The sequence below is a fragment of the Citrobacter sp. Cm046 genome (genome assembly GCF_030333065.1).
GTDB lineage: Bacteria > Pseudomonadota > Gammaproteobacteria > Enterobacterales > Enterobacteriaceae > Citrobacter > Citrobacter murliniae.
Genome location: NZ_JAOWGP010000039.1, coordinates 157021 through 181559, shown reverse-complemented (window position 1 = coordinate 181559; position 24539 = coordinate 157021). Strand labels below are relative to the sequence as shown.

The following is a 24539-nucleotide window of genomic DNA, read 5'->3' as shown; positions in this document are numbered from 1 at the left end:
TGAACTGACCCCATAATATTGGACAGTTTATTTTAAGCGGTTATCTGGGCCTGGATTCGGTATTCTACCGGACTCAGGCCTTTCAGTTTCTGTTTTATTCTTTCATGGTTGTAATAGTGGATATAGTCATCGATAGCCATGCGCAACTCGCTGATATTCTCGTGTTCCGTGAGGTAAAAACACTCAGATTTCAGTGTGCCGAAGAAGCTCTCCATCACTGCATTGTCATGACAGTTCCCCTTCCTTGACATGCTCTGTCTCAGACCCGCCTCCTTAAGCCGGTTCTGATAATGTGCCATCTGATATTGCCAGCCCTGATCTGAGTGGAGCAGCGGGTATTCGTTTTTGCCCAGTACAGATATAGCCTTCGACAGCATGTTATCCACCATCGACAGAAGAGGACGGGGCCCCATCTGGTACGCAACTATTTCTCCGTTATACAGATCCAGAATCGGGGACAGATACAGCTTTTCTCCGCTGATTTTAAATTCCGTGACATCTGTAACCCACTTTTGGTTGGGCTTATCCGCACTGAACTGCCGGTTCAGTACATTACCCACAACTTTCCCATACCGGCCTTTGTAAGAGTTATATTTCTTCCTTCTGATACAACAGGTTAAACCCAGAGCCTTCATTAACCTGTGAACCGTTTTATGGTTCAGTAAGCTTCCTTCCCGGCGGCCAGCCAGCGTGATTCGCCTGTATCCATACCGTCCTTTATGTTTATGGAACAGCGTTAAAATCTGCTGCTTGTCATCAGCATATTTGTCTGGTTTTTTACCGCTGGCCAGTTGCCAGTAGAACGTGCTTCTCGCCAGCCCTGCGGCGTTTAACAAGCGTGCAAGAGAGAACTTCAGCCTTAACTCATTCACGACCTGCGCTTTATCCCGCGTCCTGACGTGCTCCTTTCCCTGAGTAAGGCCTGCAGCTTTTTTAGATATGCCACTTCAGCACGCAGTTGTTCAAGCTCCTCACGTTCATCCGGGTCAAGAGGAGCCTGCAAAGGAGGGACAGGGTGATTCTCAGGGTGTTCTGGCATCGTTTTTTTCCTGCGTCGGCTGTCTGTAAGGGCTTCTAATCCCCCTTCATCATACAGTCGTTCCCACTGACAAACAGTGGAAAAGGCCGGGATAATGAATTTTGCACAGACTTCGCGAACAGACAGGTGGTGTTCACGCATATGCAGGATAACGGACTCTTTAAACGCAGGAGAATAGGTAAAATGCCGGGTTGTAAGCCCGGCTTCGCCATGAAGCTTCCAGGCAGCAGACCACTTACGAACGGCACTGTGATCGATACCAAAACGTTTTGCCGTCGCTTCCTGTCCTTCCTGCCCGGAAAGATAGTGCTGCACAACCTCAAGCTTAAAGCTGAGAGAATACTTGCTCATAAAAAACTGCACCTTACTTCGTTGGGTGTCCAACTTTTTGGGTGCAGTTCAAATCTCCGGTTTTTTTACATCCCAATTATACTAATTTGTTGCCGGGTATTCCTGAACCGTCACCTGGAGCGTCAACTGTTTATCATCGCGCATCACAATGACTGAGATAACCGACCCGGGGCGAATTTCAGCCACTTGATCCATGGTCTCCAGGGCTGATACCGCAGGTTTATTGTTGACCGATATAATCAGGTCGTTAACCTGAATACCTGCCTGCGCTGCCGGACCATCCGGGGCGACTTCGTTAACCACTATCCCCTGAATTTGATCCATCCCACTGCCCTGAGCATGCAGCGGAGCAATCTCACGACCACTAATACCGATGTACCCACGAATAACGCGTCCGTCACGAATCAGCTTATCCATGATTTTGGTTGCCAGCTGGAACGGAATGGCAAAACCAATCCCTTCAGGTGTCTCGCCATCATTACTTTTATCAAATGACAGCGTGTTAATACCCATCAACTCACCCAACGAGTTGACCAGCGCGCCGCCCGAGTTACCGTGGTTGATGGAGGCGTCTGTTTGCAGGAAATTTTGCCGCCCTGTTGGGTTCAAACCAATACGACCGGTGGCGCTGATGATCCCCTGGGTGATTGTTTGCCCAAGGTTGTACGGGTTCCCGATGGCGAGAACGACATCGCCAATATGCGGAACGCGCTTGTTATTGATTGGGATGGTTGGCAGTCCGCCAGAAGCGTTGATCTTTAGTACCGCAAGGTCGGTCAGCGTGTCGGAGCCGACAAGCAGGGCTTCAAACACACGCCCATCTTGTAAAGCGACGATGATTTGGTCGGCATCATTGATAACGTGTTTGTTGGTAATGATATAGCCGCGTTGATCCATGATAACGCCCGAGCCGAGTGTACGGATCTCGAGCTGGTTATGCGTCGTGCTATTCATACTGCGGTTGTAAACGTTAACCACGGCAGGCGCAGCGCGACGAACCGCCGGATTATAGCTGGCGGGTGTTTCATCTGCACTGTCGAACTGTGGTGCGGAAAGCGTATTAATTTTGCGCAGAGAGGGCATCGCGGCCAGCAGAATGGCGCCGACGATTAAACCAATCGCGACCGAACGTAAAAGCTTCACAAACATGATGGCGGCGTCATTAAAAAAGGGAACGGCAGCAGCATATCACGAGTTTACCGGACATCACACGGCAGGCTGATGTCCGGTTCGCATAGGTTAACGCAGGAGCAGATAGATATTATCGTTACCGCGTACCACCTGCAGAGCAATAATCGATGGTTTCGCTTCCAGAACTTTGCGCATTTCAGCAATCGAGTTCACGCGATCGCGGTTAACACTGATGATAACGTCATCTTTGTGCAGACCGGCCTGCGCGGCAGGGCTGCTTTTTTCGACGTTATCAATTTTGATGCCTTTAGTGCCGTCTTTTAACTGACCATCGCTGAGCGTTGCCCCCTGTAGCGCAGGTGCAATCATTTCTGCGCTGGTAGATGACGATGTGCTGGTGTCCAGGGTGACTTCAACTTCCAGTGGTTTGCCGTTACGTAGCAGTCCCAGTTTAACTTTGGTACCCGGCTCGGTTGTCGCGATGCGCGAACGCAGTTCAGCGAAACTGTTGAGCGGTTTGCCGTTGAGACTGGTAATGACATCACCGGATTTCACTCCAGCCTTCGCAGAGCCGGAGCCAGGCAGAACTTCGCTGACAAACGCGCCGCGCTGCACATCCAGTTTGAACGCTTTGGCAATATCGGCAGTCATTTCCGTGCCTTTAATACCCAGCAGGCCGCGTTTGATTTCACCAAACTGCATCAACTGCTGAGCCAGCGTGCGCGCCATGTTGCTTGGGATAGCAAAGCCAATGCCGATACTGCCGCCGCCCGGGGCCAGAATGGCGGTATTAATACCGATCAGCTCACCATTCAGGTTCAGCAATGCGCCGCCGGAGTTACCGCGGTTAATAGATGCGTCGGTCTGAATAAAGTTTTCCAGACCCTCCAGGTTCAGACCGCTACGGCCTAACGCCGATACGATACCTGAAGTTGCCGTTTGTCCCAGTCCGAACGGGTTACCGACTGCTACGGCGAAATCACCTACACGCAGTTTGTCGGAGTCGGCGATGGCAATTTGCGTCAGATTGCTGGGGTGTTGAATTTGCAGTAGCGCGATATCGCTCTGATCGTCGCTACCGATAAGCTTGGCGTCGAACTCGCGGCCATCATTAAGCTGGACACTGATTTTTTGTGCCTGATTAATGACGTGATTGTTGGTTAAAACATAGCCTTTTGCGGCGTCAATAATAACTCCCGACCCCAGACCTTCAAACGGTTGCGAAGGTTGGTCTGGCAGTTCATCGCCAAAAAACTTTTTGAATTCTTCCGGGACTTTCTGTCCCTGTCCCTGAACGGCGGTACCCTCGACCCTCACGCTAACGACAGCAGGTAACACTTTCTCCAGCATTGGGGCGAGGCTGGGGAGCGCTGCCTGACCGGGAACCTGGCCGGGTATCGACGCAATGGCCTGAAACGGCGCCGAGAGAGTTAACCCGACACTTAACGCTAATGCACTCAACAGCTGGGTTTGTTTTTTCATTGATCCTGCTCTCGTACCTTGAGTAAACGGAAGATGATTCAAAACAGTTTGATGTTATTGAATTTTGGGTTTGGTCACAATGCGGCTAACGACTAAATAATAGCTGGGAAGGGAAGAGAAGCGGAGGGCGCAATTGCTGCGCCCAATAAATTTCTTAACGATGTGCAGTTAGTCGCGCTTTGCGCCACTACGCAGCAGGCCGGACGCCCCTTCGGAATAGTCACGCGGCATTTGAACCGGAGCCTGATCGTTGCCTGCTTCAGACTCTGCCAGACGATTACGGAATGGGTTGGATTCCGGTGACATACCTGGAAGAAGGTTGCTGGAGCTTTTCGCCATATGCTGATAGATCTGACGATAGTCGTCCGCCATGTTGTCCAGCAGCTCAGCGCTGCGGGCAAAGTGGCTCACCAGTTCCTCACGGTACTCTTCCAGCTCAGCTTTGTTTTTTTCAAGTTCGTACTGCAATGCCTGCTGTTGGCGTAATTTACGATTACCAAAACGCATGGCTACAGCACCAATAATGATACCGACGACTAACCCAATTAGCGCATATTCCCAGGTCATGAACATCTCCCGTTGTCTTTTGTTTCCGTAGGGTGTTGGCTTTAGGCTCCATGCCTGCGCCTGATTATGCCACTATAACCGCTAATCCCGTAGAAGTGGAATCCCGTCTTTATATCGCGTAGTGTAGAACGGCCTTTTTTTCGTCAACCGTGAGCGACGGCACATCGATTCTCAAGGAATAACAATAACATCATGCAAAGCCTTTCCCCGACATCGCGTTACCTGCAGGCCCTCAACGACGGCAGCCATCAACCTGACAACGTACAACAAGAAGCTGTGAATCGGCTGGAAACTATTTTCCAGGAACTCACAACCCGAACACGTCCTGTGCCGCAGGAGAGTGGGCTGATGGCCCGTTTTGGTAAATTGTTGGGTAAACGTGAGCCGACGGAAAATATGCCGGTACGCGGGCTGTATATGTGGGGGGGAGTGGGGCGTGGGAAAACCTGGCTGATGGATCTGTTCTACCATAGCCTGCCGGGTGAACGTAAACAGCGTCTGCACTTTCACCGCTTTATGCTGCGCGTGCATGAAGAACTTACCGCTCTGCAAGGTCAAAGTGACCCGCTGGAGGTGATTGCCGACCGTTTTAAAGCCCAGACGGATGTGCTGTGCTTTGACGAGTTTTTTGTTTCAGATATTACCGATGCGATGCTGCTCGGTGGATTAATGAAAGCGCTGTTTGCCCGTGGTATCACGCTGGTTGCGACCTCTAATATTCCGCCTGATGAGCTGTATCGTAATGGCTTGCAACGCGCACGTTTTCTGCCCGCTATCGAGGCAATCAAACAGTATTGCGACATCATGAACGTAGATGCTGGCGTTGATTATCGTCTGCGTACGTTAACGCAAGCGCATTTATGGTTATCGCCACTTAATGATGAAACTCAGCAGCAGATGGATAAACTGTGGCTGGCGTTAGCGGGCGCGAAAGGTGAGCATGCTCCGACGCTGGAGATAAACCATCGCCCGATGCCGACGTTAGCCGTAGAAAACCAAACGCTGGCGATTTCGTTTACCACGCTCTGCGTCGATGCGCGTAGTCAGCACGATTACATTGCGTTGTCGCGCCTGTTCCATACGGTGCTGTTATCTGATGTACCAGTGATGACACCGTTGATGGAGAGCGAAGCACGGCGTTTTATCGCGCTGGTTGATGAGTTCTACGAGCGCCATGTCAAACTGGTCGTGAGTGCGGCATCCCCCTTATATCAGATCTACCAGGGTGAACGCCTGAAGTTTGAATTCCAGCGCTGCTTGTCGCGTTTGCAAGAGATGCAAAGCGAAGAGTATCTGAAACGGGAACATTTAGCGGGTTAAACCCGCCGCAAATCACATAAAGGGGTCGATCTTTGACCCTGACTTCTCTATAATCTTGCGACCCCACGTTACGAGAGAGTTTTTTTCCCAAAACTTTCTATGTGCCGGCATAGGCTATTCGAAGGGGTAGGTTTGCTGGACAATGTCGTGTGAACCTCAACTGACAAAACGTTTGGGTGTTCACCAACGTGTAACTTATTTATTTGGGTAAGCTTTTAATGAAAACTTTTACAGCTAAACCAGAAACCGTAAAACGCGACTGGTATGTTGTTGACGCGACCGGTAAAACTCTGGGCCGTCTGGCTTCCGAACTGGCTCTGCGCCTGCGCGGCAAGCACAAAGCGGAATACACTCCGCACGTAGATACCGGTGATTACATCATCGTTCTGAACGCTGACAAAGTTGCTGTAACCGGCAACAAGCGTACTGACAAAGTGTACTATCACCACACCGGTCACATCGGTGGTATCAAACAAGCGACCTTTGAAGAGATGATTGCTCGCCGTCCTGAGCGTGTGCTTGAAATCGCGGTTAAAGGCATGCTGCCAAAAGGCCCGCTGGGTCGTGCTATGTTCCGTAAACTGAAAGTTTACGCTGGCAACGAGCACAACCACGCGGCACAGCAACCGCAAGTTCTTGACATCTAATCGGGATTATAGGCAATGGCTGAAAATCAATACTACGGCACTGGTCGCCGCAAAAGTTCCGCAGCTCGCGTTTTCATCAAACCGGGCAGTGGTAAAATCGTAATCAATCAACGTTCTCTGGAACAGTACTTCGGTCGTGAAACTGCCCGCATGGTAGTTCGTCAGCCGCTGGAACTGGTCGACATGGTTGAGAAACTGGATCTGTACATCACTGTTAAAGGTGGTGGTATCTCTGGTCAGGCTGGTGCGATCCGTCACGGTATCACCCGCGCTCTGATGGAGTATGATGAGTCCCTGCGTGGCGAACTGCGTAAAGCTGGCTTCGTTACCCGTGATGCTCGTCAGGTTGAACGTAAGAAAGTCGGTCTGCGTAAAGCACGTCGTCGTCCTCAGTTCTCCAAACGTTAATTGGTTTCTGCTTCGGCAGAGCTCAATTTGCGAAAAAACCCGCTTCGGCGGGTTTTTTTATGTATACTCGCCGCGAAGATCCACGGTAATGTGCTGATTGCCACCTCTTTTTCCCCATTTCCAGAATCGACTCACCACAAAGGTCACAAAATCTGGTAAACTATCATCCAATTTTCTGCCCAAATGTCCGGTATCGTTCATTTTTTGTTTGTATTTTGAGCAATAATGGCTTTCCCGAATATGGGTGACACCACTTCTGACTGGCCATATATAGTGGCTGGTAGCAGTAAAATTCTGAATATACCTGGAGGTTTTCATGGCTGTCGCTGCCAACAAACGTTCGGTAATGACGCTGTTTTCTGGTCCTACTGACATCTATAGCCATCAGGTCCGCATTGTGCTGGCTGAGAAAGGTGTTAGTTTCGAGATTGAGCATGTGGAGAAGGACAATCCACCTCAGGATCTGATCGACCTCAACCCGAATCAGAGCGTACCGACACTGGTGGATCGTGAGCTGACCCTGTGGGAATCTCGCATCATTATGGAATACCTGGATGAGCGTTTCCCGCATCCGCCGCTGATGCCGGTTTACCCGGTTGCGCGTGGTGAGAGCCGCCTGTACATGCAGCGTATCGAAAAAGACTGGTACACGCTGATGAACATCATCGTGAACGGTTCTGCTTCTGAAGCTGATGTCGCTCGTAAGCGACTGCGCGAAGAGTTGCTGGCGATTGCGCCAGTATTTGGTCAGAAACCGTATTTCCTGAGCGATGAGTTCAGCCTGGTAGATTGCTATCTGGCACCACTGCTGTGGCGTTTACCGCAGCTGGGTATTGAATTCAGCGGTGCAGGTTCGAAAGAGCTGAAAGGATATATGACTCGCGTCTTCGAACGTGACTCATTCCTGGCTTCTCTGACTGAGCCTGAACGTGAAATGCGCCTGGGCCGGGGTTAATCTGTATGGATTTGCCACAACTATCACCGCGCCGTCCGTATCTGCTGCGTGCATTTTATGAGTGGTTGCTAGACAACCAGCTTACGCCGCATCTGGTGGTGGATGTGACGCTCCCGGACGTGCAGGTTCCTATGGAATATGCGCGTGATGGGCAAATTGTTCTGAATATTGCACCGCGTGCAGTTGGGAACCTGGAACTGGCTAACGATGAAGTGCGCTTTAACGCGCGTTTCGGCGGAGTACCACGTCAGGTTTCTGTGCCGCTGGCTGCTGTTCTGGCAATTTATGCTCGTGAAAACGGTGCCGGTACGATGTTTGAGCCAGAATCCGCCTATGACGAAGATGTCGCCAGCCTAAACGATGACGACAACGAAGCTCCTGGCTTTGAGAGCGAAACGGTCATGTCCGTCATTGATGGTGATAAACCTGACAACGGCGACGACAATGACCCGGATGATACTCCACCGCCTCCTCGTGGTGGACGTCCAGCGCTACGCGTAGTTAAATAAAAAAACAGGCCCTTTGGGCCTGTTTTGTTTTCTGCGTTCGGGGTTAGTAAAACAGCGCGATTGTGGCGATCATATTCACCACAAATCCTACGGCCATTGGGATCGCCGTACGTTTAACCACTTCAAAAGGCGATACCCCAGCGATGCCTGATGTCACGACAATGACTGCGGTGATCGGTGAAACTGCGCGTGCCAGCGTGGTGGCGAAATGCATAGGCATAATCATTACGACAGCCGGAATATGCAGCCCGGCAGCGATATCCGGGATCAGGCTGGCAAAAGACATAAACGGCGCGTTGCCGGACCCCATTACGATTGCGCAGGCAGCAATAACCACAGCCATAATGATCATCACCCCGATACCGCCGAGCCCGGAGTGTTCCGCACCTTTAATAACCGCGTCGACGGTGCCGATAGTGGTCAACCCTTTAGCAAAGATCTCGCCTGCCACCACCAGCGTAACGACATTCGCAAACTGCGTGCCCATGCCGTCAAAAAAAGCCTGCACATCGTCCATTGTTTCGCGCAGATTGTGTTTGCGAAGGAACTCTACAAACATGGTCACTGTCATGCTCAACAGCATCACCACCACCAGATTCAGTTCTGCTTTCATCAATCCCTGATGTGCAAGGAACAGCGAACCCAGCATCAGGATCAGCGGCATTACTGGTAAAATGGCATAATAGAGCGGTGGTACATCTTCGAGCCTCTTTTGTTCGGCGAAACCTGCGCTATCCGGTAACGCTTTTCTATCAAACTGGCGCTGCACGAAAAAATGCGCAATGGCAACGGCGATAATTACGCAGGAAGCCACTGGTAACTGGTAATGGAAGAAGTAGGTGGCGATTTTCATTCCTGCCACTTGTGCGGCAAAAATTGAGTTGGTTTCCAGAATGCCCCATTCAATCGACATTGAAGTGGCAATAACTGCCACCGCAGACAAACGGCTCACACCAAGGCTGACTAATGTCGGGAAGAGCGTGACCATCAGTAGCATGCCTAATCCGGAGGCGCTGGTTATGAACTGTGCCATGATCTGGCCGATCACATAGGTGGCGGCCAGAACGATGTAAGGTGATCGGATAACCTTAAGAGGTCGACTTAACAGGCTAACCATGGCTCTACTGGCTCCCATCCTGTCCATATAGCGGGCATAACCGCCCACCGCCATGATTGACAGTCCAAGTCCTGCGGCCCGGCTTGAGAGCATACGCAGAATTTCGTTATAAATATCGACCAGCAAATAGCCGCTGCTTTTATCAGGCGCGACCAAGGCACCGTAGCCCAGCCAGACCCCGCAGATCATTAGAAAGATCCCGGCAGCTGCCAGTACCACTTGTGGTTTGTAGTTTTTGAGGATCAGATAACCCATCGTTAATAAAACGATGACAGAGATAATGATGCCGAACATTTTTTCACTCCATGGCAGAGAAGAACATAAATCCGGTAATTACATTGTTATAAATGCGGATGTTATATTTTTTCTGCGCCTTTTTATGGAGTGGATATCTTATTTTTTATTCAGAGTTTAAAATATTTTTCGTTTTAAAATAGATGGTTATGATAATTTTTCACGATCATGTTCGCTAATTTCATAAATAAAATATAGTGTTCTGTAATTAAATTTAACCTGAATGTTTTTATGATAAATAATATTTCTATTTTGTATATTCACAATGTGCCAGCTTTGCCGGGCGACCATCATTACACCCTGCTTTCGATCCTGTGTTAGGATGAACTCGCTGTTGTTTGTCACCTCGACTTAGCGGAATGGACCCTATGAACGCATTTGATTCGCAAGCTGAAGACTCTCCATCGACCATTGGCCGTAGCTTACGTAACCGTCCACTGGCGCGTAAAAAACTGTCTGAAATGGTTGAAGAAGAGCTGGAACAGATGATTCGTCGCCGGGAATTTGGCGAAGGTGAGCAGTTGCCGTCGGAACGAGAGCTGATGGCTTTCTTCAACGTGGGTCGTCCTTCCGTGCGGGAAGCGCTTGCTGCGTTAAAGCGTAAAGGTCTGGTGCAAATCAACAATGGCGAACGTGCCCGCGTTTCGCGCCCCTCTGCAGATACTATCATCAGTGAACTGTCCGGGATGGCGAAAGATTTCCTCTCGCATCCGGGAGGCATCGCTCACTTTGAACAGCTACGGTTGTTCTTTGAATCCAGCCTGGTGCGTTACGCTGCGGAACATGCCACTGACGAGCAAATCGATCGGCTGGCGAAAGCGCTGGAGATCAACAGCCAGTCGCTGGATGACAATACGTTGTTCATTCGTTCGGACGTTGATTTTCACCGAGTACTGGCGGAGATCCCTGGTAATCCTATCTTTATGGCGATCCATGTCGCGCTGCTGGACTGGCTGATTGCGGCTCGTCCGACCGTTGCCGATCAGGAATTGCATGAACACAATAGCGTGAGTTATCAGCAGCATATTGCTATTGTCGAGGCCATTCGCCAGCACAATCCTGATGAAGCTGACCGCGCCTTACAAGAACATCTCAACAGCGTATCCGCCACCTGGCACGCCTTCGGTAAAAATAAAAAATTGCGAAAGTGATCGCGATCCTGACGATCGTTTAGTGAGGCAGATCGCACTATAAGCGTTCTGTATTGTATTGCTGCTTATTTGATCTGGTATAACAGGTATAAAGGTATGCAGTCAGATAACACTAATCATCGACAGAGGTAGTTATGGCAAGAGATTTAAAAGGCGTAATGCCGGCGTTGTTGACTCCGTTCGACAACCAACAGCGACTGGACACTGAGAGTTTGCGTCGTCTGGTGCGCTTCAACATTGAGCAGGGTATTGATGGGCTTTATGTCGGTGGTTCTACCGGTGAAGCCTTTGTACAGAGCCGTGCTGAAAGAGAGCAGGTGCTGGAAATTGTTGCTGAAGAAGCGAAAGGTAAAGTCACTTTAATCGCGCACGTTGGCACAATCAGTACCGAAGAGAGTCAACAACTGGCGAGCGCCGCGCATCGCTACGGCTTTGATGCAGTCTCCGCAGTCACTCCGTTTTACTATCCGTTCAGCTTCGAAGAACATTGCGATCACTATCGCGCAATCATTGATTCCGCTGATGGCTTACCAATGGTGGTGTATAACATTCCAGCACTGAGTGGCGTCAAACTGACGCTGGATCAGATCAACACACTGGTGACGCTGCCGGGTGTTGGCGCACTGAAGCAAACCTCTGGCGATCTCTATCAGATGGAGCAGATCCGTCGTGCGCATCCTGATCTGGTGCTTTACAACGGTTATGACGAAATTTTCGCTTCTGGCCTGCTGGCTGGCGCTGATGGCGGAATCGGCAGTACCTACAACATCATGGGATGGCGTTACCAGGGAATTGTGAAAGCGCTCAAAGAAGGCGACGTCCGGACTGCACAAAAGCTGCAAACCGAGTGCAATAAGGTTATCGATCTGCTCATTAAAGTCGGCGTATTCCGTGGTCTGAAAACGGTCCTGCACTTTATGGACGTGGTCTCCGTACCGCTGTGCCGTAAACCGTTTGCTCCTGTAGATGAAAAATACCTGCCAGAACTGAAAGCATTGGCTAACCAACTGCTGGCGGAAAAGGCGTAACAGCGTATAGCCGGGGGCGCTTCGTTTGCCCGGCCTACATATGTCGATCGTAGGCTGTATAAGGCAACGCCGTCATCCGGCACAACAACAAAAATCGTCGGGAGAGTAAAATGAGTACTTCTACCCAGAGCATCCCGTGGTATCGCCATCTCAACCGTGCGCAATGGCGGGCATTCTCAGCCGCATGGCTGGGATATTTGCTGGATGGTTTTGATTTTGTGTTAATCGCCCTTGTGCTGACGGAAGTACAAGGTGAATTCGGGCTGACGACGGTGCAGGCCGCCAGCCTGATTTCAGCAGCCTTTATTTCTCGCTGGTTTGGTGGACTGATGCTGGGGGCGATGGGCGACCGTTACGGGCGTCGTCTGGCAATGGTCACCAGTATTATTCTCTTCTCTGTGGGAACACTGGCCTGTGGTTTTGCGCCGGGTTACACCACTATGTTTATCGCTCGTCTGGTTATCGGTATGGGGATGGCGGGTGAATATGGCTCCAGCGCGACCTATGTTATTGAAAGCTGGCCTAAACACCTACGCAACAAAGCCAGCGGTTTCCTGATTTCTGGTTTTTCTGTGGGGGCGGTGATAGCCGCTCAGGTTTACAGCCTGGTGGTTCCGGTCTGGGGATGGCGCGCGCTGTTCTTCATTGGCATCGTACCGATTATCTTCGCCCTCTGGTTGCGCAAAAATATTCCGGAAGCTGAAGACTGGAAAGAAAAACACGAAGGCAAAGCGCCAGTGCGCACAATGGTGGACATTCTCTATCGGGGTGAACATCGGGTTATCAATATACTGATGACCCTCGCTGCTGCGACCGCGCTGTGGTTCTGCTTCGCGGGTAACCTGCAAAACGCGGCAATCGTGGCGATCCTCGGGCTGATATGCGCCGTCATCTTCATTAGCTTTATGGTGCAAAGCAGCGGTAAGCGCTGGCCAACGGGCGTGATGTTGATGGTGGTTGTGCTGTTTGCCTTCCTCTATTCGTGGCCGATTCAGGCGCTGTTGCCAACCTATCTTAAAACTGAACTGATGTACGACCCTTCAACGGTTGCCAGGGTGCTGTTCTTTAGCGGCTTTGGCGCGGCGGTTGGCTGTTGCGTCGGCGGCTTTCTTGGTGACTGGCTGGGGACCCGAAAAGCCTATGTCTGTAGTCTGCTGGCATCGCAATTGCTGATTATTCCGGTGTTTGCGATTGGTGGTACAAACGTCTGGGTACTGGGGTTGCTACTGTTTTTCCAGCAAATGCTTGGGCAAGGGATCTCCGGGATCTTACCGAAACTGATTGGCGGTTATTTCGATACCGATCAGCGTGCGGCGGGTTTGGGCTTTACCTATAACGTCGGTGCATTGGGTGGAGCGCTGGCACCGATCATCGGGGCGCTGATTGCACAACGTCTGGATCTGGGGACTGCGCTGGGATCGCTTTCGTTTAGCCTGACCTTTGTGGTGATCCTGCTGATAGGCCTCGATATGCCGTCCCGCGTGCAGCGCTGGCTGCGACCGGAAGCGCTGCGCACGCATGATGCCATTGATGGTAAACCGTTCAGTGGAGCTGTGCCGTTTGGCGGTGATAAAAGTGCTTTCGTGAAATCAAAAGGTTAATCCGTTTGCCCGGTCCTGATCCGGGCAATTTTCGTAAGGGAAGAAGTATGTCGTTACTTGAACAACTGGATAAAAAAATTGCCGCTAACGGCGGACTGATTGTTTCTTGCCAACCTGTTCCTGACAGCCCGCTGGATAAACCTGAGATCGTTGTTGCCATGGCGCTGGCGGCAGAGCAGGCCGGCGCAGTGGCACTGCGTATCGAAGGTGTGGAGAACCTGCGTGCTACTCGCGCAGTGGTTTCGCTGCCGATTATTGGCATTCTTAAACGCGATCTGGATGATTCCCCGGTACGTATTACCGCTTTTTTAGAGGATGTTGATGCGCTGGTGCTGGCTGGCGCGGACATTATTGCCATTGATGGTACCGATCGTGTGCGGCCTGTACCTGTTGCAACGCTGCTGGCACGCATCCATCAGCATCAAAGGCTGGCGATGACAGACTGCTCCTCGCTGGAAGATGGTCTGGCATGCCAAAAACTCGGGGCTGAAATTATCGGTACCACGCTTTCTGGTTATACAACGGCAGAAACACCGGAAGAACCAGACCTGGCACTGGTGAAAGCGTTGAGTGATTCTGGTTGCCGGGTGATTGCTGAAGGGCGTTACAACTCTCCTGCACAGGCTGCTGAAGCGGTGCAACATGGTGCATGGGCCGTCACGGTCGGCTCTGCCATTACCCGACTGGAACACATTTGCCAGTGGTACATCACAGCAATGAAGAAGGCGATGTTATGACTACGCTGGCGATTGATATCGGCGGCACTAAACTGGCTGCCGCGCTGGTGGATAGCGACCTGCAAATCCGCGATCGCCGTGAATTACCTACGCCAGCCAGTAAAACACCGGATGCGCTGCGGGCCGCACTAAAAGCGCTGGTTGAGCCGCTGCAGACGCAGGCAACGCACGTAGCCATTGCCTCGACTGGCATTATCCGTGATGGGGTACTGCTGGCGATTAATCCGTTAAATCTTGGTGGGCTGGTGCACTTTCCACTGGTGCAGACGTTAAATGATCTGACTGGTTTGCCGACGATGGCGGTTAATGATGCACAGGCAGCTGCGTGGGCGGAATATCGCGCTCTTGCTGATGAAATAAGTGATATGGCGTTTATCACCGTTTCGACCGGCGTTGGTGGCGGTGTAGTCAGCAACGGTAAATTACTTACCGGGTCCGGTGGCCTGGCCGGGCACCTGGGGCATACGCTGGCCGATCCGCACGGGCCGCTCTGCGGTTGTGGACGCGTGGGCTGCGTGGAGGCTATTGCCTCAGGTCGCGGGATTGCCGCCGCCGCCCGGGATGATCTCGCCGGATGTGATGCGAAAACTATTTTTGCGCGTGCAGCCCAGAGGCATGAGCAGGCCATGCGGTTGGTTGCGCATTCTGCAGCGGTTGTCGCGCGATTGATAGCCGATGTGAAAGCGACAACTGACTGCCAGTGCGTGGTCATTGGCGGCAGTGTCGGGCTGGCTGAAGGGTATCTGGCGCTGGTGGAGTCTTATCTGGCACAAGCTCCCCTGGCCTATCACGTGAAATTACAGGCGGCACATTACCGCCATGACGCTGGATTACTGGGGGCTGCATTGTTAGCCCAGGGAGAATGATTATGATGTCAGGTGATTTGCGTACGCTACCTTCTGCCGGATTACACCCGGTATTACATGAGGCATTAATGCTGGCCGTTGCGGCAATACCGCAGGAAAAAGCGCCCGGAAGCTATGAGCTGCAGGGTGATGATATTTTTATGAATGTCATGCAGTTCGTCACGCAGCATCCAGAGCAAAAGAAAGCGGAGCTGCATCAGCAATACATTGATATCCAGGTGTTGCTGGAGGGTCAAGAGCGCATTCTGTTTGGTACGACAGATTCTGCTCGTCAGTGTGAGGCGATTCATGTTGAAGAGGATTATCAACTTTGCAGCCAGATTATCGATGAGCAAATGATCACGTTGAAACCCGGGATGTTTGCGATTTTTATGCCGGGCGAGCCTCATAAACCGGGCTGCGCGGTCGAGACTCCTGCGGAAATCAAAAAGGTCGTGATTAAGGTACGTGCCAGCTTATTACATGTTTGACAGGAAACAGTTGTATATGGGGGGCCGCAGTCTGAGCGCCTGCGGCAATATTTGAAACAACAACCTACCGTTTAAACGTTACCGCTTCCGGCTGTGTCAGATGTAACGTTGTCTGGCTTGGTTTCGTCTCGGCAATGACTCGCCCGTGGCGAATTGAATAACGTGCCGGCGTTTGGCGACGAACCGCATCAAACCCGTTTTCAGCAGGTAAAATCACCAGGTTAGCGGAATTTCCCACGCTCAGGCCGTAGTCCTGCAAATGCAGGGTTTTCGCGCTATGGGTAGTGACGAGGTTCAGCCCATCATTAATTTGTCCGTATCCCATCAACTGGCACACGTGTAATCCCATATGCAGCACTTGCAGCATATTCGCGGTTCCCAACGGATACCACGGATCGAAGACATCATCATGACCAAAGCAGACATTGATATCGGCCTCCAGCATCTCTTTGACGCGCGTTACACCACGGCGCTTCGGATAAGTATCAAAACGCCCTTGCAGGTGAATATTCACCAGCGGATTAGCAACGAAGTTAATGCCCGACATTTTCAGCAGGCGGAAAAGGCGGGAAGCATACGCGCCGTTATAGGAGTGCATTGCCGTGGTATGGCTGGCGGTCACGCGCTCTCCTATTCCGTCGCGATGTGCCAGTGCCGCTACGGTTTCAACAAAGCGTGATTGCTCGTCATCAATTTCGTCACAGTGCACATCGATGAGTCGGTCGTACTTTTGCGCCAGGGCGAAAATTTTATGCAACGACTCAACGCCATATTCACGCGTAAACTCAAAGTGGGGGATTGCGCCAATGACGTCGGCCCCCAGACGCACGGCTTCTTCTAACAGCGCTTCACCGTTGGGGTAAGAAAGGATGCCTTCCTGCGGGAACGCAACGATTTGCAGTTCCACCCATGGCGCGACCTCTTGTTTCACCTCCAGCATGGCTTTCAGTGCCGTGAGCGTGGGGTCTGAAACATCAACGTGAGTACGAACATACTGGATGCCATTGGCCATCTGCCACTTCAGGGTCTGCATTGCGCGGGTCTTCACATCTTCGTGAGTGAGCATCGCCTTACGTTCAGCCCAGCGCTCAATACCCTCAAACAACGTACCCGACAGGTTCCAGTTTGGTTCACCTGCGGTTTGCGTGGTGTCCAGATGGATATGCGGCTCAACGAACGGCGGAATGGCCAAACCGCCTTCAGCATCAAGAACTTCACTCTGCGGTAAAGATGCAGCGTCCTGAGGTTCAATACGGCTAAAACGCCCGTTTTCAATGGTGAGTTGCCACAATCCTTCGCGTCCTTGTAAACGCGCCTGACGAATGGTGAGGGTATTATTCTGCATGGCTGACCTCCGGGGATTTAGCAAGGCTGCGATTGAAAAGTGGATTCAGCAGGATGTAGCTGAATACGCCGCCGAGTACGGCGTTGACCGGCACAACACCGGGGATATAGTGTCCGGCGGCAATACCCAGTGCAACGGACAGAATAGCCACCCAGTTTACGGGAATAAACCGCGCGTTGTTGAAATCGGCATACCGGCGATGGTTCAACAGATAATCGGCGATAATCACCCCACCAATAGGGGGGATCGCCGCCGACAGAAAGGTCAGCCAGCCGACAAAGTTATTGTAAAGCCACAGCGCGCACAGTGTACCAATAATGCCGTTTACCACCGAAAGCGTACGGCTGGAAAGACCGGTAATATTGGCAAAACCTAAACCGGATGCGTATAACGCGTTGTCATTAGTCGTCCAGATATTCAGGCCGAGAACCACAATTGCTGGCAGCAGCAGCCCCTGGGCGATCATCACGTCAGAGATATCCGCCTGCCCTACGGCGGCGGCGCCTGCTGCACCGAAGATAAACATTAATGAGTTGCCAAGGAAGAATGCCACCATGGCAATGAGCACCGCGCCTTTGGCATTACGGCCAAAGCGGACGAAGTCGGCGGTCAGTGTACCTGCGCTGACAAACGAGCCTACCACCAGCGCCAGTGCGGTTGAAAAATTCAGCGGCGTTTGCGGCACAATCGTTTTTAAATGATCCAAACCACCTACGTCGCTCACCGCCAGCCAGACCGAGTAGCTGCCAAGAATAACGATAGCGGGTACGGCGATGACAGATAACACCGTCAATGCCGAGATGCCAAAAAAGATGGTCATTGTCATCAACAGGCCGGAAACGGCAATCAGGATATTGACGTCAATTCCCGTCGCTTTGCCAACCGGGATGGCGAACATCGCCACGCCAACGCCAAACCAGCCCACCTGCGTACCGCCCAGTAGCATCGAGGGAAGCCAGGAACCTTTTATACCAAATGAGTAACGTGCGAGGAGGTGGGTGGATAACCCTGTTTTTGCGCCAATGTAACCGAGAAATGCAGTGTAAATACCGAGGAGGAGATTACCGAAGAGAACTGCCAGGAAGAAATCATTATAGGAAAGACCGGTACCGAGTGTGCCTCCGGTCCACATACTTGCTGAAAAGAACGTTAACCCCAACATCACAAACGTCAGTGGAACCACGCCTTTTCGCGCCGCCAGAGGGACGGGGCCCTGGCTATAATTGTTATCTTGCGACACAACGCCTCCTTGAATTTGGACCAAAAAATCCGCCGCATAATATACAGTTTCCAGAATAAAGCAAACGTTTCCGTCTAATTATTACTTTGTTTTCATTCGCGGTATTGATGTGTTGGGGGATTGATTCGGAGAGTTTTTCCCGTTGAAAATCGTGTTGTCATGCTGGCTTGTATGGCAGTGCTTGATGGTATTGCGGCAGGAATTTGGTATCTCATCCACGGATGTAGATGAGATACCAGAAGAAGCTGGATTACACTTCCAGGTAATTCATAATCCCGTCAGCAGCTTTACGGCCTTCGGCTATCGCCGTTACCACCAAATCCGAACCGCGCACGATGTCACCACCGGCGAAGATTTTTGGGTTGCTGGTCTGGAAGGCGTTGTCACTGCGTTCCGGAGCAATAATACGCCCCTGCGAATCGAGTTCGACGCTGTGTTTAGCCAGCCACTCCATGCTGTGCGGGCGGAAACCAAACGCCATAACAACCGCATCAGCAGGAACAACGTGCTCGGAACCCGCGACGATCTCCGCGCGACGGCGACCTTTGGCATCCGGTGCGCCCATCTCAGTACGCGCCATTTTTACGCCGCAGACTTTACCGTTGGCGTTGACTTCAACACCTAATGGCTGGACGTTAAACTGGAATTCCACGCCCTCTTCACGCGCATTTTTTACTTCGCGTTTAGAACCCGGCATGTTTTCTTCGTCGCGACGATAGGCGCAGACAACGTGTGACGCGTTTTGACGAACAGAAGTACGCACACAGTCCATCGCCGTATCACCACCGCCCAGCACAACCACGCGTTTGCCTTCCATGCTGATGTATGGTTCGTCGCTGCTTTCGCCAAAGCCCATCAGTTGCTTGGTATTGGCAATCAGGAACGGCAGGGCGTCAAACACGCCATCGGCGTCTTCGTTTTCCAGTCCGCCGCGCATCGACTGATAGGTGCCAACGCCAAGGAACACGGCGTCGTAATCCTTCAGCAAATCGTCGAGTTGTACGTCGCGACCGACTTCAACGTTGAGTTTGAACTCTATGCCCATGCCGGTGAAAATTTCACGGCGGCGGGTCATGACCTCTTTCTCCAGCTTGAAGGCCGGAATACCGAAGGTTAGCAGGCCGCCGATCTCTGGATGGCGGTCAAACACCACGGCCTTCACGCCGTTACGGGTCAGCACGTCAGCACAGGCCAGACCAGCCGGACCGGCGCCGATAATCGCCACGCGTTTGTCGGTCTGGCGAACGCCAGTCATATCCGGACGCCAGCCCATCTCAAACGCTTTATCGTTGATATAACGTTCAATGTTGCCGATAGTCACCGCGCCAAACTCGTCGTTCAGCGTACAGGAACCCTCGCACAAACGGTCCTGTGGGCAGACACGGCCGCAGACTTCCGGCAGCGTGTTAGTCTGGTGAGACAGCTCCGCTGCTTCAAAAATACGTCCCTCGTTGGCGAGCTTCAGCCAGTTCGGAATGTAGTTATGTACCGGGCATTTCCATTCGCAGTATGGGTTACCGCAGGACAGGCAGCGATCCGCCTGCGCCTTGGCCTGACCTTCGGAAAATGGCTCGTAAATTTCGATAAACTCGATCTTGCGGATCTTCAGCGGTTTCTTCGGCGGATCAACGCGCTGCAGGTCGATAAATTGGTATACGTTCTGACTCATTGCTGCTACCCCTTACTGCGCCTGCACACGCAGCTCAGCTGCGCTACGACTACGGTGACCCAACAGTGCTTTCACATCACTGGATTTTGGTTTAACCAGCGCGAATTTCGCCGAGAATGCCGGCCAGTTGGCCAGGATCTCTTCGCCGTGTGAAGAACCGGTATGCTGTACGTGTTCGGTAATAAGCCCGCGCAGATGCTCTTCATGGATAGCCAGAGAGTCCACACTCAACACTTCGACCAGTTCAGGGTTTACGCGTTTGCGGAATTCGCCGTCTTCGTCCAGCACGTAGGCGAACCCGCCCGTCATACCCGCACCGAAGTTGACGCCTGTTTTCCCAAGAATACAGACGATGCCGCCGGTCATATATTCGCAACCGTTGTCACCAATGCCTTCTACTACGGTAATCGCGCCTGAGTTACGTACGGCGAATCGTTCACCTGCTCGACCCGCGGCGAATAAACGACCACCGGTAGCACCGTACAGACAGGTGTTGCCGATGATACTTGCTTCATGGCTACGGAAGGCAGAACCCACCGGTGGGCGCACAGCCAGCAAGCCACCCGCCATACCTTTACCGACATAGTCATTGGCATCGCCGGTCAGATACAACTCAACGCCACCTGCGTTCCATACACCGAAGCTTTGTCCTGCAGTACCGCTGAAATGCGCTTTGATAGGATCGGAGGCCAGCCCCTGATCGCCGTGCGTTTGTGCGATATAGCCAGACAATGATGCGCCGACAGAACGATCGGTGTTGCGGATATCGAACCAGAAAGTTTTACTCTGGCGATCATCGACAAACGGTTTCGCCTGCTGCAGTAATTGTGCGTTCAGCACGCCGTTATCAAACGGCGGGTTGTTCTCGGTGCAGAACAGCGCTTTACCCGGATGCGGCTCGGCGGTTTCCAGCAGCCGGGACAGCTCCAGTTTCTGCTGTTTGGCGGTGTATCCTTCCAGCTCGGTGAGCAGATCGGTACGGCCAATCAGGTCTACCAGGCGTTTCACGCCCAGTTGCGCCATCAGCTCTCGGGTTTCACGGGCAACAAATTCAAAGTAGTTGGTGACTTTGAACGGCAGACCATGATAGTGATTCTTACGCAGTTTTTCGTCCTGAGTCGCCACGCCAGTTGCGCAGTTGTTCAGGTGGCAAATACGCAGATATTTACAGCCCAGCGCCACCATCGGACCGGTACCGAAGCCGAAGCTTTCCGCTCCCAGAATTGCCGCTTTGATGATATCGACGCCAGTTTTCAGTCCGCCATCAACCTGCAAACGAATCTTATGGCGCAGACCGTTAGCCACCAGTGCCTGTTGGGTTTCAACCAGACCCAGTTCCCACGGACAACCCGCATATTTTACTGACGAGAGTGGGCTGGCTCCGGTGCCGCCGTCATAGCCTGCGATGGTGATGAGATCCGCATACGCTTTTGCCACACCGGTAGCGATGGTGCCGACGCCAGGTTCGGAAACCAGTTTGACGGAGATCATCGCTTTCGGGTTGACCTGTTTCAGGTCGAAAATCAGCTGCGCTAAGTCCTCGATTGAGTAGATATCGTGGTGCGGCGGCGGGGAGATCAACGTCACGCCCGGTACCGAATAACGCAGTTTGGCGATGTACGGAGTCACTTTATCACCCGGCAACTGACCACCTTCACCCGGCTTCGCGCCCTGTGCGACTTTAATCTGAATCACATCGGCGTTAACCAGATACGCCGGGGTAACTCCGAAGCGGCCGGAAGCGACCTGCTTAATGCGTGACACCTTGTTGGTGCCGTAACGCGCCGGATCTTCACCGCCTTCACCGGAGTTAGAGTTGCCGCCGATGCTGTTCATTGCTTCGGCCAACGCTTCGTGCGCTTCCGGACTTAATGCGCCGATAGACATCGCTGCGGTATCAAAGCGTTTAAACAGTTCTGTTGCTGGTTCTACGTCGTTAATGCTTATGGCTTCATCACCAGGCGTGATTGCCAGCAGGTCGCGCAGCGTCGCCGCCGGGCGCTCATTTACCAGTTTTGCATATTCCTGATAGTCGCTATATTCCCCGCTTTGTACCGCCTGTTGCAGAGTACGTACCACGTCTGGGTTGTAAGCGTGGTATTCACCGCCGTGAACGTACTTCAGCAGGCCGCCCTGACTAATCGGTTTACGTGCCAGCCAGGCATGCTTGGAGAGATTCAGCAGATCCTGCTGGAAATCGGCAAATCCAGCACCGCTGATGCGACTGACTACGCCCTGGAAGCAGAGCGCAACGACGTCATCATGCAGACCAACGGCTTCAAACAGCTTAGAGCAGCGGTAAGAGGCGATCGTCGAAATGCCCATTTTGGACATGATTTTGTACAGGCCTTTGTTGATGCCGTTACGGTAGTTCTGCATCACGGTCCGGTAATCTTTGGCTATCGCCTGCGTATCGATCAGACGCCCCAGCGTCTCATACGCGAGGTATGGATAGACCGCCGTCGCGCCAAAGCCCAACAGGACTGCAAAGTGGTGCGGATCGCGTACGCTGGCAGTTTCAACGATGATGTTGGCGTCACAGCGCAGGCTTTGTTCTACCAGACGCGTTTGCACTGCGCCGACCGCCATCGGTGCCGGGACTGGCAAGCGGTTTTTGGCAATGTTACGGTCGGAAAGTACCAGCAGCACCGTGCCGTTACGCACCATCTGCTCGGCCTTGTCGCACAGTGCTTTGACGGTCTCTTCAAGCGTGGTTTCGGTCACGTCAAAGGTTATGTCCAGCGTATCCGCGCGATAGTGTTCCTCTTTCATAGTGGTGAGCTGTTTGAAATCGGAGTACAGCAGGATCGGCGATTTGAAACTCAGACGGTGTGCCTGGCCTTCCGCTTCGCAGAAGACGTTCATCTCACGACCGATGCTGGTGGCTAGTGACATCACATGCGCTTCACGCAGCGGATCGATAGGCGGGTTAGTCACCTGCGCAAACTGCTGGCGGAAGTAGTCATAAATAATGCGTGGCTGACTGGAGAGTACAGCAAACGGGGTATCGTCACCCATTGAGCCAACCGCTTCCTGACCATTTTCACCCAGCACGCGGATGACGGAATCCAGCTCTTCAGCGCTGTAATTAAACTGCTTCTGGTAGCTGGCAAGGGTGTCATCGTCCAGCTCGCGGCTACCGACCTGATCGTCAGCCAGATCTTCAAACGGTACCAGACGGCGGACATTTTTCTCCATCCACTCTTTGTACGGGTGGCGGCTTTTCAGATCGTCATCGGTTTCGGCTGAGTGCAGAATGCGCCCACTGCGGGTATCGATAACCATTAGTTCGCCCGGACCGACGCGGCCTTTCTCGACAACTTCATCCGGCTGATAGTCCCAAATCCCCACTTCAGAGGCGCAGGTGATGAGCTTGTCTTTGGTGATCACGTAGCGTGCCGGGCGCAGGCCGTTACGGTCCAGGTTACATGCGGCAAAGCGGCCGTCAGACATAACAATACCTGCCGGACCATCCCATGGCTCCATGTGCATGGAGTTAAAGTCAAAGAATGCGCGCAGTTCCGGGTCCATGTCAGGGTTGTTCTGCCAGGCTGGTGGCACCAGCAGGCGCATGGCCCGGATAATGTCCATGCCGCCTGCCAGAAGCAGCTCCAGCATGTTATCCATTGAGCTGGAGTCGGAGCCGGTTTCGTTGACGAAAGGAGCGGCATCATGGAGATCAGGGATCAGCGGCGTCTGAAATTTATAGGTACGTGCGCGGGCCCACTGACGGTTACCGGTGATGGTGTTGATCTCACCGTTGTGCGCCAGGTAGCGGAACGGTTGCGCCAGCGGCCAGCGTGGTACGGTGTTGGTGGAGAAGCGCTGATGGAACAGACAGATAGCTGATTCCAGACGCAGGTCCGCCAGGTCCAGGTAAAAGCGCGGCAGGTCCGCCGGCATACACAGACCTTTGTAGATGTTGACCAGGTTAGACAAGCTGCAGACGTAGAAGTCTTTATCTTCCTGGAGGCGTTTTTCGATACGGCGACGCGCGATGAACAGGCGGCGTTCCATATCACGTGGTCGCCAGCCCGCAGGGGCGTTAACAAAAATTTGCTCAATTCGAGGCAGGGAGGAGAGGGCGATTTCACCGAGGACACCTTCGTTGGTGGGCACTTCGCGCCAACCAACAATCGACAAGGTTTCCTGCTGTAATTCTTCTTCAACAATGCGACGAGATGCAGCCGCCAGTTCAGCGTCTTTATTTAAAAAGATCATGCCGACGGCGTAGTTTTTGGCTAAACGCCAGCCGCGCTCCTGAGCAACGATGCGAAAAAAGCGGTCAGGTTTTTGTAACAGCAGGCCGCAACCATCGCCGGTTTTACCATCGGCAAGAATTGCGCCACGGTGCTGCATACGGGCCAGCGCGTGTATGGCGGTACGCACTACCTTGTGGCTAGGTTCGCCTTCTATGTGGGCGATCAGGCCGAAACCACAGTTATCCTTCTCAAGGGATTTATCGTACAACATATCAGTGAACCTCCCCAGGCTCTGCGAGATCCCCATCTGAACCGTTGCGCACGGGCACACCAAGAGCATGGCGACGGGGTTTGCGTGTCATACGCTTACCTCGCATTCGCCCTCTTTATCCTTTTCGCACAGGTCAAAC

21 protein-coding genes are annotated in these 24539 nt (G+C 52.5%); 11 read left to right on the top strand and 10 right to left on the bottom strand.

Going from position 1 to position 24539, the window contains the following annotated elements:
• Positions 1-32 precede the first annotated feature (32 nt).
• From OGX98_RS12055 to zapG, 4 genes are all read right to left on the bottom strand, one after another.
• Positions 33-1390 (bottom strand): IS3 family transposase gene (locus OGX98_RS12055; protein WP_286594712.1). Its coding sequence is split into 2 segments (ribosomal slippage): positions 33-928 and positions 928-1390, totalling 1359 coding nucleotides; the frame shifts between segments, so codons are not numbered across the junction.
• A gap of 81 nt (positions 1391-1471) precedes the next feature.
• Positions 1472-2539: an outer membrane-stress sensor serine endopeptidase DegS gene (gene degS, locus OGX98_RS12050; RefSeq protein ID WP_045448145.1), complete on the bottom strand. Its 1068-nt coding sequence runs from the start codon at positions 2537-2539 to the stop codon at positions 1472-1474.
• A gap of 90 nt (positions 2540-2629) precedes the next feature.
• On the bottom strand, positions 2630-4003 hold the full coding sequence (degQ, locus tag OGX98_RS12045; RefSeq protein ID WP_286595331.1) for a serine endoprotease DegQ: 1374 nt from the start codon (positions 4001-4003) through the stop codon (positions 2630-2632).
• Positions 4004-4171: 168 nt separating this feature from the next.
• Positions 4172-4570: a Z-ring associated protein ZapG gene (gene zapG, locus OGX98_RS12040; RefSeq protein ID WP_045448139.1), complete on the bottom strand. Its 399-nt coding sequence runs from the start codon at positions 4568-4570 to the stop codon at positions 4172-4174.
• Positions 4571-4762: 192 nt separating this feature from the next.
• On the opposite strand from zapG, the gene zapE reads away from it, so the two are divergent.
• The 3 genes from zapE (at position 4763) to rpsI (ending at position 6945) form a co-directional block, all read left to right on the top strand.
• Positions 4763-5890: a cell division protein ZapE gene (gene zapE / locus OGX98_RS12035; RefSeq protein ID WP_045448136.1), complete on the top strand. Its 1128-nt coding sequence runs from the start codon at positions 4763-4765 to the stop codon at positions 5888-5890.
• A gap of 218 nt (positions 5891-6108) precedes the next feature.
• A complete protein-coding gene (gene rplM, locus OGX98_RS12030) occupies positions 6109-6537 on the top strand; it encodes a 50S ribosomal protein L13 (RefSeq protein WP_003025141.1) in 429 nt (142 codons plus the stop codon).
• Positions 6538-6552: 15 nt separating this feature from the next.
• Positions 6553-6945, top strand: coding sequence for a 30S ribosomal protein S9 (gene rpsI / locus OGX98_RS12025; RefSeq protein ID WP_003025138.1), 393 nt, complete (start codon positions 6553-6555; stop codon positions 6943-6945).
• 57 nt (positions 6946-7002) lie between these two features.
• Here rpsI and OGX98_RS12020 read toward each other — a convergent pair whose 3' ends face one another.
• Positions 7003-7263 (bottom strand): hypothetical protein, encoded by a 261-nt coding sequence (locus tag OGX98_RS12020; protein WP_167493967.1) that lies wholly within the window; start codon positions 7261-7263, stop codon positions 7003-7005.
• On the opposite strand from OGX98_RS12020, the gene sspA reads away from it, so the two are divergent.
• Together sspA and sspB are read left to right on the top strand one after the other, a co-directional pair.
• Entirely contained in the window at positions 7262-7900 is a 639-nt protein-coding gene (gene sspA, locus OGX98_RS12015) for a stringent starvation protein SspA (protein ID WP_045448133.1), read from the top strand. The two genes, OGX98_RS12020 and sspA, sit on opposite strands and share 2 nt — an antisense overlap.
• A gap of 5 nt (positions 7901-7905) precedes the next feature.
• The gene (gene sspB / locus OGX98_RS12010) at positions 7906-8409 is read left to right on the top strand and encodes a ClpXP protease specificity-enhancing factor (protein ID WP_048220472.1); all 504 of its coding nucleotides are present in this window, start codon (positions 7906-7908) and stop codon (positions 8407-8409) included.
• Positions 8410-8452: 43 nt separating this feature from the next.
• On the opposite strand, the gene dcuC is transcribed toward sspB, so the two are convergent.
• On the bottom strand, positions 8453-9820 hold the full coding sequence (gene dcuC, locus OGX98_RS12005; protein WP_045448127.1) for an anaerobic C4-dicarboxylate transporter DcuC: 1368 nt from the start codon (positions 9818-9820) through the stop codon (positions 8453-8455).
• A gap of 359 nt (positions 9821-10179) precedes the next feature.
• Here dcuC and nanR point away from each other — a divergent pair, with 359 nt between their 5' ends.
• From nanR to nanQ, 6 genes are all read left to right on the top strand, one after another.
• Positions 10180-10971, top strand: coding sequence for a transcriptional regulator NanR (nanR, locus tag OGX98_RS12000; RefSeq protein ID WP_045448125.1), 792 nt, complete (start codon positions 10180-10182; stop codon positions 10969-10971).
• Between the two features lie 134 nt (positions 10972-11105).
• A complete protein-coding gene (gene nanA / locus OGX98_RS11995; RefSeq protein ID WP_048220474.1) occupies positions 11106-11999 on the top strand; it encodes an N-acetylneuraminate lyase in 894 nt (297 codons plus the stop codon).
• A 110-nt stretch (positions 12000-12109) separates the two neighbouring features.
• Positions 12110-13600, top strand: a complete 1491-nt coding sequence (gene nanT, locus OGX98_RS11990) for a sialic acid transporter NanT (RefSeq protein ID WP_045448119.1) — start codon at positions 12110-12112, stop codon at positions 13598-13600.
• A gap of 47 nt (positions 13601-13647) precedes the next feature.
• The gene (locus OGX98_RS11985) at positions 13648-14337 is read left to right on the top strand and encodes an N-acetylmannosamine-6-phosphate 2-epimerase (protein ID WP_286595330.1); all 690 of its coding nucleotides are present in this window, start codon (positions 13648-13650) and stop codon (positions 14335-14337) included.
• Positions 14334-15203 carry an N-acetylmannosamine kinase gene (nanK, locus tag OGX98_RS11980; protein WP_284097012.1) on the top strand — a complete coding sequence of 290 codons (870 nt, stop codon included), beginning with the start codon at positions 14334-14336 and terminating at the stop codon, positions 15201-15203. Before OGX98_RS11985 ends, nanK begins: the two co-directional genes overlap by 4 nt.
• A 2-nt stretch (positions 15204-15205) precedes the next feature.
• Entirely contained in the window at positions 15206-15673 is a 468-nt protein-coding gene (gene nanQ, locus OGX98_RS11975; protein ID WP_286595329.1) for an N-acetylneuraminate anomerase, read from the top strand.
• A gap of 64 nt (positions 15674-15737) precedes the next feature.
• Here nanQ and OGX98_RS11970 read toward each other — a convergent pair whose 3' ends face one another.
• The 4 genes from OGX98_RS11970 to gltB form a co-directional block, all read right to left on the bottom strand.
• Positions 15738-17018, bottom strand: a complete 1281-nt coding sequence (locus OGX98_RS11970) for a cytosine deaminase (RefSeq protein WP_200041789.1) — start codon at positions 17016-17018, stop codon at positions 15738-15740.
• The gene (gene codB / locus OGX98_RS11965) at positions 17008-18258 is read right to left on the bottom strand and encodes a cytosine permease (RefSeq protein ID WP_045448109.1); all 1251 of its coding nucleotides are present in this window, start codon (positions 18256-18258) and stop codon (positions 17008-17010) included. The genes OGX98_RS11970 and codB overlap by 11 nt, the downstream gene beginning before the upstream one ends.
• 250 nt (positions 18259-18508) lie before the next feature.
• Positions 18509-19927: a glutamate synthase subunit GltD gene (gene gltD, locus OGX98_RS11960; protein ID WP_048220478.1), complete on the bottom strand. Its 1419-nt coding sequence runs from the start codon at positions 19925-19927 to the stop codon at positions 18509-18511.
• A 12-nt stretch (positions 19928-19939) separates the two neighbouring features.
• Positions 19940-24400: a glutamate synthase large subunit gene (gene gltB, locus OGX98_RS11955; protein WP_144243087.1), complete on the bottom strand. Its 4461-nt coding sequence runs from the start codon at positions 24398-24400 to the stop codon at positions 19940-19942.
• Positions 24401-24539 lie beyond the last annotated feature (139 nt).

Bases quoted from the DNA above. Each gene is read 5' to 3' on its own strand.
- degS (WP_045448145.1), bottom strand. From the start codon at position 2,539: ATGTTTGTGAAGCTTTTACGTTCGGTCGCGATTGGTTTAATCGTCGGC.
- degQ (WP_286595331.1), bottom strand. From the start codon at position 4,003: ATGAAAAAACAAACCCAGCTGTTGAGTGCATTAGCGTTAAGTGTCGGG.
- zapG (WP_045448139.1), bottom strand. From the start codon at position 4,570: ATGACCTGGGAATATGCGCTAATTGGGTTAGTCGTCGGTATCATTATT.
- zapE (WP_045448136.1), top strand. From the start codon at position 4,763: ATGCAAAGCCTTTCCCCGACATCGCGTTACCTGCAGGCCCTCAACGAC.
- rplM (WP_003025141.1), top strand. From the start codon at position 6,109: ATGAAAACTTTTACAGCTAAACCAGAAACCGTAAAACGCGACTGGTAT.
- rpsI (WP_003025138.1), top strand. From the start codon at position 6,553: ATGGCTGAAAATCAATACTACGGCACTGGTCGCCGCAAAAGTTCCGCA.
- sspA (WP_045448133.1), top strand. From the start codon at position 7,262: ATGGCTGTCGCTGCCAACAAACGTTCGGTAATGACGCTGTTTTCTGGT.
- OGX98_RS12020 (WP_167493967.1), bottom strand. From the start codon at position 7,263: ATGAAAACCTCCAGGTATATTCAGAATTTTACTGCTACCAGCCACTAT.
- sspB (WP_048220472.1), top strand. From the start codon at position 7,906: ATGGATTTGCCACAACTATCACCGCGCCGTCCGTATCTGCTGCGTGCA.
- dcuC (WP_045448127.1), bottom strand. From the start codon at position 9,820: ATGTTCGGCATCATTATCTCTGTCATCGTTTTATTAACGATGGGTTAT.
- nanR (WP_045448125.1), top strand. From the start codon at position 10,180: ATGGACCCTATGAACGCATTTGATTCGCAAGCTGAAGACTCTCCATCG.
- nanA (WP_048220474.1), top strand. From the start codon at position 11,106: ATGGCAAGAGATTTAAAAGGCGTAATGCCGGCGTTGTTGACTCCGTTC.
- nanT (WP_045448119.1), top strand. From the start codon at position 12,110: ATGAGTACTTCTACCCAGAGCATCCCGTGGTATCGCCATCTCAACCGT.
- OGX98_RS11985 (WP_286595330.1), top strand. From the start codon at position 13,648: ATGTCGTTACTTGAACAACTGGATAAAAAAATTGCCGCTAACGGCGGA.
- nanK (WP_284097012.1), top strand. From the start codon at position 14,334: ATGACTACGCTGGCGATTGATATCGGCGGCACTAAACTGGCTGCCGCG.
- nanQ (WP_286595329.1), top strand. From the start codon at position 15,206: ATGATGTCAGGTGATTTGCGTACGCTACCTTCTGCCGGATTACACCCG.
- OGX98_RS11970 (WP_200041789.1), bottom strand. From the start codon at position 17,018: ATGCAGAATAATACCCTCACCATTCGTCAGGCGCGTTTACAAGGACGC.
- gltD (WP_048220478.1), bottom strand. From the start codon at position 19,927: ATGAGTCAGAACGTATACCAATTTATCGACCTGCAGCGCGTTGATCCG.
- gltB (WP_144243087.1), bottom strand. From the start codon at position 24,400: ATGTTGTACGATAAATCCCTTGAGAAGGATAACTGTGGTTTCGGCCTG.